This window comes from Vibrio sp. 10N.261.55.A7, from assembly GCF_002877365.1.
GTDB lineage: Bacteria > Pseudomonadota > Gammaproteobacteria > Enterobacterales > Vibrionaceae > Vibrio.
In genome coordinates this window covers 1-9,688 of the sequence record NZ_MCWZ01000112.1, presented here as the reverse complement: position 1 = coordinate 9,688, position 9,688 = coordinate 1, and the positions used below count along the sequence as shown (strand labels likewise).

The following is a 9,688-nucleotide window of genomic DNA, read 5'->3' as shown; positions in this document are numbered from 1 at the left end:
ACTTAAACCCTTTTTATTTAGTCTCCATTTTATCATTCTTAATACCCGACCAGCGTAACTTTACCCAGTTCCGACTCCCCTATCTGGCAAGAAAAATCGACCCGCTCTTCTGGCCCTTTCGCGAATAGCTTTTCAAGCTTTTCAAAGGAGTGAGGGAGCAAGCTGACACTCTTCAAACGCAAACTCTTCTTGGTTCGATTATCAAGAAAGGCCAGCGCTGTGTCCGTCATCGTTTTATGGCAACTATCGAGTATCTCTTTGCTCACGGTTCGGCTCTTTATCGCGTGCTGGAAATCCTTTTCAGTGAGCTTTTTATTGCCCTTAGCGAATAGGCAGATCGCCTGGAGGTCGAGTAAAGCGATGGTTTTGGGTTTCTGGTTTTCGCTATCCACGTACATGGCCATGAGGCACGGCAGCTTGCTCTCGTCAAACTCTTGCGGATGAATCATATAAAGGGTCATGTCATCAGCCACAATTCGCTGCATGTGTTTTTCTAAGCTGGACACCTGAGGAAGGGCCAAGTCACCCTTATACTCGGTGGGTTCGGCCAGCATACCTTGATCGCCTATCGTAGTGACGAGCGGTCTTAGCATTTTATGCAGGTCTGCATCTTCAAAAGGTTTTGAGAGAACAAACAGTGCGCCCGCTTTCTGGGCTTTCATGAGCATTTTCTCATCATCGACCATGGTGATCATGCCGGTCTTAATATCCGGGTTCATTTCGGAAATGACCTCAATCAGCTCTATTCCTGACATTCCCGGCATATGCCAGTCCGTCAACAAAATATCAGGCTTCCACTCTTCAACGAGCACCAAAGCTTCAGCAGCGCTGTCTGCCTTGTTGATCGACAAACGCTTATAAGGAAATGTCTCAAGGGCTCGTCGGACTATCTCCAACGTTGCCTTGCTATCATCGACGATTAAAACCTTCACAAGTTCTCAACTAATTGTTCGTAACCTGTTCAAAGTATAGGCACAAATTTTTATAACAACTAAACTTACAAGCTAAGTAAGCAATGCTGAAAGGTAAGAAATATGTCGATAGCCGATCTAATGACGGAAGAAATCCTAGGGATGCTCGCCATTGACCTAGGCTTATTGGTTCTGACAGGCTGGTTTATTATCCTGCTGCTCATCATCCGTGAATTTCGAAAATTTGCTCGTAGCTTTACCAAAGAAAGCCCAGGTATGGATAAGAACACACTCCAAATGTGCCAGCAATCGGTTGATAATGCTCTCAATTACACCTCAGAGAATAATGACACTCTAAACGACTTGATTCAGCTGCAGCAGGCGTTAGAGAGCCAAATGGCCATGCTTCGTAGCTCAACCGCGCAACACATTACTCCTGAAGAACAAGCGTCCATCGACGACCTCAACCTAAAATTGAATAAATCCCACCAACTCATCCGTAAGCTCAAGGGTGATCTCGATAAAAGTGTCAAAGGTTTAAGGGTCACGAGAAAAAAACTCTTCACTCAAACCGATACGGTGGATAGCCTGCGAGAAGAGAATGCCGCGTTAGAGAAAGATTTCGAAAAACTCGAACAAGAGTACATTCAGATCAGCGAAGCGGGTGGGTTTCAAGATCTGGCCATACAGTATCAGACTGAAAAAGAGCAGCTACTCAACACCATTGAAGAATACAAACAGCAAGCAGAACAAGGAGGCAGTAGCGAAGATATGGATGCGATGCGTCAAGAGCTCGAGCAAGTTCAACAGCAAATGCAGCATCTAAACAAAGAAAAGGACTTTGTGGAGAACAAATACCTTGATTTGGTCAAAGAAATGGAGAGCGACAAGCCATCTTAGAAAAGGATTTACATGCCCTACTTTTCAACAGGCTACTCTTTACTGAGTCATCGACAGCTAACCTTGGTGACTAACCTTGATAGCTAAACTCGATGGCTATTAGTCGTTATTTAACACACAGCACGTTGAGTAGAGAGGTACCTTTCAACTGACTGATCTTGCCGCTAGTGAACATGCCTTTTCGCTCAAAACCCCAATAAGGTAAGTGCATTGGCCAGTTGTCACCTTTCATCACGTTAGACTCAAGCAGTTTCGTCCATTCGTTCTCTACCGGCAATCGCATGCCCATAGAATGACAGATATCGGTTGCCGATTCGTAGCTCACTCGGTTCCAAGGCAACCCATGTTCCATATAAAACTGGCTGTCATTTAAATTACTGTAAGGTAAACGATACTCAAGCCCTTCAATGGTTGCTTTCAAGCGAACGACGACTTTTTCTTCCTCACTCGCAGGCGCTTCCACTGGAGGGGCAAGCAGAGCGGGTGCAACGACGGCCATTGATTCCTTCGCCACGGGTTTAGCCATGGCAGGTTTACTCGTCGATGGTTTCTTTGGAGAAGCTTGACTGACTTCAGGCTTGGCACCCTTCACCACTTCGCGAATAAAAGATTCTTTGTAAACAGGTTCTGTTTTAACCGCGGCAAGCTCCTTACGCGCGCGAGCAAAATCGTCATAAGGCCCAATCAAACAACGGTAGCCGCTGCTTTCTGGCTTTGACCACACATCCGTTGAAATGTGTTGATAGATGGATTTCGCTTTCGCCAATGACAAAGGCTTGGAAAGGACACCACATTGAATCCAAAAGCTAGACTGTTCGCCTCTTGGCTTCTGGTTTCCCCACAGCCCTTTACCAATGGGACATGAGGTATCTAAAACCGGTAATTCATTGGTCGACGCTTGAGTCGCGTCGCACAAAAATTCGTCTGCAGAGGCAGATTGAAAAAGCAATGGAAAGGCCATTGCAGTGATGCTGAGGAGCTTTATTCCGATCATTCTAGGTCTGATCACTAACTTCGTATCCATACTTCCTTTAACCTTAATCATCACGCCGTGACTGGCTCACAAAAATGAATGCAAAAAAAGAGCCGTAATACGTTACGGCTCTAGTTTAGTTAGATTTTTGATTAAAAATCAATTCGCTCGATCACCCTTTGTAGATCTTAGGGTTGAATACATCACGTAACCAGTCACCCAGTAGGTTGATGACGAGTACAAGCGTAATCAATACAACGCCAGGGAAAGCGGTAATCCACCACGCGCCAGAGAAGATGTAGTTAAAACCAATGCTGATCAATGCGCCTAGTGACGGTTGGTCAACAGGTAGACCTAAGCCTAGGAACGACAGAGCCGCTTCAGACATGATCGCATTTGCAATCTGAACCGTTGAGATAACCAAAATTGGCGATAGACAGTTCGGCAGAATATGACGGAACATGATGCGAGGTGCTTTAAAGCCCATCACACGTGCCGCTTCGACATACTCTTTCTTCTTCTCTGCTAATACTGATGCACGAATAGTACGTGCGTATTGAGGCCATTCCGCGACACCAATGATAACCACCAGCATCACCACCGCATATTGACTGTAGAAGTCACTGCCAAAGCTCGCTTTAAAAATCGCCGAGACAATGATCGCCACCATCATGGTAGAAAACGACAGCTGAACATCGGCAAAACGCATCAAGAAGCTATCAATACGGCCACCAAAGTAACCCGCCGATAGACCGATGATGATACCCAGAGTGAGCTGAAGGCCAACCGCAAGGAAACCAATCGTCAGTGATAGACGTGAACCGTAAAGAATGGTCGATAAAATATCTCGACCTTGCTCATCGGTGCCGAGAAGGAAATCTTCCTCCCCGCCTTCCATCCATGACGGAGGAAGCTCGGAGTCCATGATATCAATCGATGACAGATCGTAAGGGTCCGTTGGTGACAAAATAGGGGCGGCCAATGCTAAGACTAAGAACATCAGGAAGATGGCAAAGCTGGTCATCGCGACCTTATCACGCAAGAAGTAATAAACGATGTCTGAATTTTTAAAACGCTCCCAATGACTTGGAGCTGCTGCTACTTCACTCATGATTAAGATCCTTTACCCGTTAAGTTAACTGTTGGGTTGATCACGCCATAGAGCAAATCAACAATGGTATTGGTGACAACGAAAATGAGACCAACAAAGATAACGTAAGCGGTAATAAGTGGCGTATCCACACGGTTAATCGCTTCTAAGAATAAGAAGCCGGTGCCTGGCCACTGAAAAACAGTCTCAGTCAAAATGGTGTAAGCCACCATAGTACCGATTTGTACACCACCGACTGTTAATACAGGCAGCATGGTGTTTTTCAACGCATGTTGATAATAGATTTTGTTCAGTGCAAGGCCCTTTGCCTTACCGAATTTGATGTACTCAGAGCTCAGTACCTCGAGCATTTCAGAACGCACTAATCGAATGAAGAGCGGTAGCATAATTGATGCAAGCGCAATACACGGCAACACTAAGTGACGTAAGCCATCAATCGTGAAGAAACCCGATTCCCACCCAAGCACATTCGCCGTTTCTCCTCGTCCATAAGACGGTAACCAGCCTAGCTCAATCGAGAATACGTACATCAACATAATCGCCGTCAGGAAGACAGGGATCGAAATACCGATACTACTGAATGCCATCACCGCTTTCGTAAAGACGCTTTTTGGGTGTATTGCAGAATAGACGCCCAGAGGAATGGAACAGACAACGATAATAATCGATGCGCCAAACACGAGCTCTAATGTGGCTACCAGCTTGTCCATGATGACATCAACGGCTGGTCGCTTAAAGAAATAAGACGTACCTAAATCACCTTGCATGGCAGCGCCAACAAAGCGAGTGTATTTTGTAATGAAGGGATCATTCAGACCTAGCTCATCACGCAGCTCTTGACGCTCTGCTTCTGAAACCGACTGACCTACAAGCTCACGCAACGGATCACCCAAGTTATCTTGAATGGAAAACGCTACCAAACTGATCACAAACATCACTATCAGTGCCTGAAACAGGCGCTTGACCAGAAACGAAAACATTCCTTGCCCCTTTTAACTATCCATGACTTTCTACTCAATATAAGTAGAAATAAAAATCCAGTCTTAAAAATGGCACCTAGCCGACTGAAACAAAGCTAAGCGCCAAAAATTACTCAGCATCCATAGCACTATTTTCAAATGACAAACAGCGCTTAGGATGCCTTAAATCGCTTACTCTACAACTAGGTCGCCAAAGTAAGGGAAGTTCATGCCATTTACGATTGGACCAATCTTCACGTTGCTTTTCGCAGCCCATGATGGATCTTGCCAGTGTAGAGGAACAAACGCAGCTTCGTCGTACAGTGTCGCTTCAACTTGCTTAAGCATCGCTCCACGCTTCGCTAGATCCGTTTCTACGTTTGCCGCATTGATTGCAGCGTCGATTTCAGCATTTGAGTAGTAACCACAGTTGTACTGACCTTTACCTGTCTCAGCGTTACGTGTCATCGCTAGGAACTCAGTAAAGTTCGCGGAATCTTCCGTATCTGGGTGCCAACCGATCATCAGCATATCTGCTGCACACTTATCGAATTCAGGCCAGTATTGTGCTTTTGGCATTGTTTTCAGATCAACCTTGATGCCAATCTTAGACAACATTGCTGAAGCCGCTTGCGCGATTTTCGCATCATTTACGTAACGGTTGTTTGGCGCCATCATTGAAAGTGTAAAGCCTTTCTCATAGCCTGCTTCTTTCATTAGCTGTTTCGCTTTTGCAAGGTCGTAACGAGGTTTCAAATCTTCGTTGTAACCAGCATAACCAACCGGGCTTTGTTGAGCTGCGGCTGTCGCGGCACCTTTCATGATTTTCTTAACAATACCTTCATTGTTAATCGCATGAACGATAGCTTGACGAACACGTACGTCTTTCAATGCTTCATTGCTGTTTTGGTTCATTTGCAATGTGATAACACGAGTACCAGACATCGTGTACAAATCAATCTGGTTTGCACTTTCAATACGCTTGTAATCATTCGGTGCAACAGGAGCAATCATGTCAACGCCGCCAGAAAGAAGAGCCGCAACACGAGTCGCTGCTTCTTTGATTGGCACAAGCGTTAGCTTGTCAACGTTACCTGTGTCTTTATCCCAGTAGTCACCAAAACGCTCAAATACAACCTGCACGCCTTGCTCACGCTCTGTCACGATGAAAGGACCAGTACCTGAAACATTAGTAGAAGCAAACGAGTTACCGTGCTTCACAACTTCTGACTTGTCTTGACCTTCAGCTGTCGTGCCTGAGTAGAACTTGCTGTCCATCGGGAAGATGTAGGTAGCAACGTTCTCAATCAAAGGGTAAGTGTCGTCTGTTTTGATTTCTACGGTGTACTTATCAACCTTGTTAAGTGCAACTAATGGGCTGAAAATACCTTTGAAGTCTGGTGAGTTCTTTAGACGGTCGAAAGTCCAAACAACATCGTCCGCGGTTAGCTCATTTCCTGAGTGGAATTTAACGCCTTGACGTAGATTGAAACGCATTGTTTCGTTATCTACACGCTCCCAAGACTCTGCCAATCGAGGTTCAAACTCCATTGATTGATTGAAACGAATTAATGGATCAAACACCATGTGAGACATTTGCATAGTACCGCCTGACAACTGCTCATGCGGGTCAAGTGATACTGGATCTGCGTCGTATGCGACTTTAATGTCTGCTGCTGCTGCGCTAAAGCTAAGACCTGCAGCCATCAATGCGACCGCTAGTTTGCTTTTCATGGTTTTCATTGCATAACTCCTTATGCGGGAATCCGAATCCCTAGTTGTTTTGTTGTGTTTGCTTCTGCTTTTTATTCCAAGCGTGCTTATTGTTGCCAAGCCGCCCAGTTTTCGACACCAACTGGCCCAAAGAGACCAGTCAGTAATTCGAAACGACTTATGCCGTTTTTACTTCTTCTCTTAAGCCCAAGAACTCAGGCATTAATGAAATTAGTTGTTTGCTGTATTCATGCTGTGGGTTGGTAAACAGTTGCTCTGTTGGCGCCACTTCTAGAAGTTTACCCATCTGCATCACACCCACACGATCACACATCTGACGAATGACCGGTAAGTCATGACTGATAAACAGCATGGTGAGATTCAACTCATCTTGTAAGTCTTTTAGAAGGTTCAAGATTTGAGCCTGAACAGAGACATCCAGTGCCGACGTTGGCTCATCACAAATGAGCAGACGAGGTCTTGTTGCTAATGCACGGGCAATGGAGATACGTTGACGCTGACCACCCGAGAACTCGTGCGGGTATTTCACCCCAGACATTTGCCCCAAACCAACGTGATCAAGTAGATCGTTGACGATCTGGCGTGTTTCCGTCTCATTTCGCGTCAGCTTATGAAAACGAATAGGCTCTGCAATGATGTCGAAGATTTTCATACGCGGGTTCATCGACGTATAAGGGTTCTGGAAAACCATTTGCATTTGACGGCGAAGAGGTCGACGCTCTTTCTCTGATTTCATCGCCGTAAGGTCGATACCTTCAAACGAGACTTTTCCTGAATTTGGCGCGTAAAGACCAGCAATAACACGAGCAATGGTGGATTTACCGGAGCCTGATTCGCCCACCAAGCCAAAGGTTTCCCCTTCGACAACATCAAAACTGACGTTATTCGACGCTTGGACAAACTCACGACGGCTTTCAAACAAAGAATCTTTGGTCACGAAACGCAGGTTTACGTTTTCAACGCTGAGCAAAGACCCTGTGTAATCACGGTGATCTTGGCTTTGACCTAGCCAGTGATTTTTAACATCGAGAGGTTCCATTTCGTGGGCTTCTTCGATGTAGCTCACCAATGGGAAACGATCTAATTTCACATCTGAACGAGGAACGGCAGAGATTAGGCTGCGCGTGTAAGAGTGATCAGGGTTACCCAATACTTTTTCTGTTGGACCAAACTCAACCAAATCACCACGGTACATAACCGCAACTCTATCAGTGACATTGGATACCACACCCATATCGTGCGTAACCAACATACACCCTACGTTCTTCTCAATACACAGGTCGCGAATCAGACTCAGAATTTGGTCTTGGATGGAAACGTCGAGTGCCGTGGTTGGTTCATCGGCAATGATAAGGTCAGGTTCACCTGCAAGCGCGATTGCAATAACCACACGCTGACGCATACCACCAGAGAATTGGTGCGGGTATTGTTTCAAACGGTTTTCAGGCTGTGGAATGCCCACCTGATTCATCAATGACAAAGCACGTTCATACGCTTCATCATCGGAAACCTTCATATTGGCATGAATGGTTTCGGTCAGCTGTTGCTCTACCGTAAATAACGGGTTTAGAGACGTCATCGGATCCTGGAAAATGAAACCAATCTTGGATCCACGAACCTTTCTCATCTCTTCAGGAGACAGGCCTGATACCTTCTCTCCATCTAAAAAAACATCTCCGCTTGCAATCAAACCTGGAGGGCTAAGTAGATCAATAACAGCGTTACCTACCGTTGACTTACCCGCTCCTGATTCCCCTACAACGCCCACGATCTCACCACGTTCAATGCTGAACGAGAGTGACTTAACCGCAGCGTGAACGCCGTGACGAGACGGGTACTCAATGCGAAGGTTTTGTACTTCTAATAGCGACATTTATCAGACCTCTACTGCTTTGACAGTTTTCTGCCCTGTCTGATACCAGTATTGTGCGCAAACATACTGGTATATATTGAATCCATTCTTGTCAGTAGATTATTCTGACAATTAATAAGGCCATCAATTTGGCAAAAAACTCACAGAAAAGCAACAAATAGAGGATAAAAACTCGATATCGAACATTTTTAAAGCAATACCTGTGGATATTTATTCAACATAAGTGAATTAAATATTGGTATTACCAATTGTGTGCATGTTGCACCAATGTGGTTGTCACTAGCACTATCACCTAAAAGAACTAATCAAACCCGAAGATCATAAAAACCCCACATTGAATAAATTATCAAGCGAAATATACAGTAAAAAATTAACAGAACGGAAACATCGACTACAGGATTGAATAAGAGCAGGATAACAAACTAGACATATATCACAAATGCAGCATCTATACCTAAAAGGTAAATAGACTAATGGCAAGTGTGTATCTTTTATTAAGGAGAATATAGGTTAGCCTATATTTGAAACGAGCATGTGACTGAGTTCAAAAATACCAATTAGGCCTCAAAAAAGAAATCGCGCTTGTTAACCCCGCTTTATTTAATCTCCATCTCATTAATCGAATAGATATTAATCAGTGAGCAACTCAGCGTAAAAGGCGCCCCCTCTAGCCCGATCATTCGCGAAGCATTGATTTCCTTCTTTACTGTTCTACTTCCACAATATCTGCCCCGCTTCCCAACCTCAAACCGCTCTGCTTTATCATGAAAGAGGTAAATAAAGCACCGAAAGCCTGTCAGGTAAAAAACCCAAAGCCATTAGACTGGAGAAGTTCACACGACATGCTGACATTGAACAACAGGTTTTCGTTGTTCAGAAAGGGTGAAGTACTGCTTTCTATAGAAAATAGTGAAGAGAAAATCACGGTTAAAAACATTTAGGACAATAAGAAAACAGACTAGAAAAAAGAAGGAATTACACAAGGTGGCTCAGTGCTGAACCTCACACCCGGTGACAGCGCTAATAATAGTCTGAGAATGATACACCTCAGTGCAGAATAGCCATCAAACCACTGACTTTACTCGGGAAAATAAAAACACCAGCTCATAGGGGAGGATTGAGGAAGAATGAAATGTACAGACGTAAAAAAGCCCCAGTCTTTCGACTGAGGCTTCTTAAGGTGGTCGGTGAAGAGGGATTCGAACCCCCGACCCTCTGGTCCCAAAC

Annotated in this window: 8 protein-coding genes; 2 read left to right on the top strand and 6 right to left on the bottom strand. The window is 44.8% G+C overall.

Annotated features, from left to right (window positions below; translation table 11 throughout):
- Positions 1–38: 38 nt before the first annotated feature.
- The gene (locus BCU12_RS07960; RefSeq protein ID WP_102403805.1) at positions 39–932 is read right to left on the bottom strand and encodes a response regulator; all 894 of its coding nucleotides are present in this window, start codon (positions 930–932) and stop codon (positions 39–41) included.
- 102 nt (positions 933–1,034) lie between these two features.
- Here BCU12_RS07960 and BCU12_RS07955 point away from each other — a divergent pair, with 102 nt between their 5' ends.
- On the top strand, positions 1,035–1,811 hold the full coding sequence (locus BCU12_RS07955) for a chromosome partitioning protein ParA (RefSeq protein ID WP_102403804.1): 777 nt from the start codon (positions 1,035–1,037) through the stop codon (positions 1,809–1,811).
- Positions 1,812–1,917: 106 nt separating this feature from the next.
- On the opposite strand, the gene BCU12_RS07950 is transcribed toward BCU12_RS07955, so the two are convergent.
- The 5 genes from BCU12_RS07950 to BCU12_RS07930 form a co-directional block, all read right to left on the bottom strand.
- Positions 1,918–2,835 carry an SPOR domain-containing protein gene (locus BCU12_RS07950; RefSeq protein ID WP_102403803.1) on the bottom strand — a complete coding sequence of 306 codons (918 nt, stop codon included), beginning with the start codon at positions 2,833–2,835 and terminating at the stop codon, positions 1,918–1,920.
- A 121-nt stretch (positions 2,836–2,956) separates the two neighbouring features.
- A complete protein-coding gene (locus tag BCU12_RS07945; protein WP_102403802.1) occupies positions 2,957–3,895 on the bottom strand; it encodes an ABC transporter permease in 939 nt (312 codons plus the stop codon).
- A gap of 2 nt (positions 3,896–3,897) precedes the next feature.
- Positions 3,898–4,875, bottom strand: a complete 978-nt coding sequence (locus BCU12_RS07940; RefSeq protein WP_102403801.1) for an ABC transporter permease — start codon at positions 4,873–4,875, stop codon at positions 3,898–3,900.
- A 171-nt stretch (positions 4,876–5,046) separates the two neighbouring features.
- Positions 5,047–6,597, bottom strand: a complete 1,551-nt coding sequence (locus BCU12_RS07935) for an ABC transporter substrate-binding protein (RefSeq protein WP_102403800.1) — start codon at positions 6,595–6,597, stop codon at positions 5,047–5,049.
- A 148-nt stretch (positions 6,598–6,745) separates the two neighbouring features.
- Positions 6,746–8,461 carry an ABC transporter ATP-binding protein gene (locus BCU12_RS07930; protein WP_102403799.1) on the bottom strand — a complete coding sequence of 572 codons (1,716 nt, stop codon included), beginning with the start codon at positions 8,459–8,461 and terminating at the stop codon, positions 6,746–6,748.
- Between the two features lie 764 nt (positions 8,462–9,225).
- Between BCU12_RS07930 and BCU12_RS23215 the strand changes: the two genes are divergently transcribed.
- The gene (locus tag BCU12_RS23215) at positions 9,226–9,402 is read left to right on the top strand and encodes a hypothetical protein (RefSeq protein WP_157939864.1); all 177 of its coding nucleotides are present in this window, start codon (positions 9,226–9,228) and stop codon (positions 9,400–9,402) included.
- Positions 9,403–9,688: the final 286 nt, after the last annotated feature.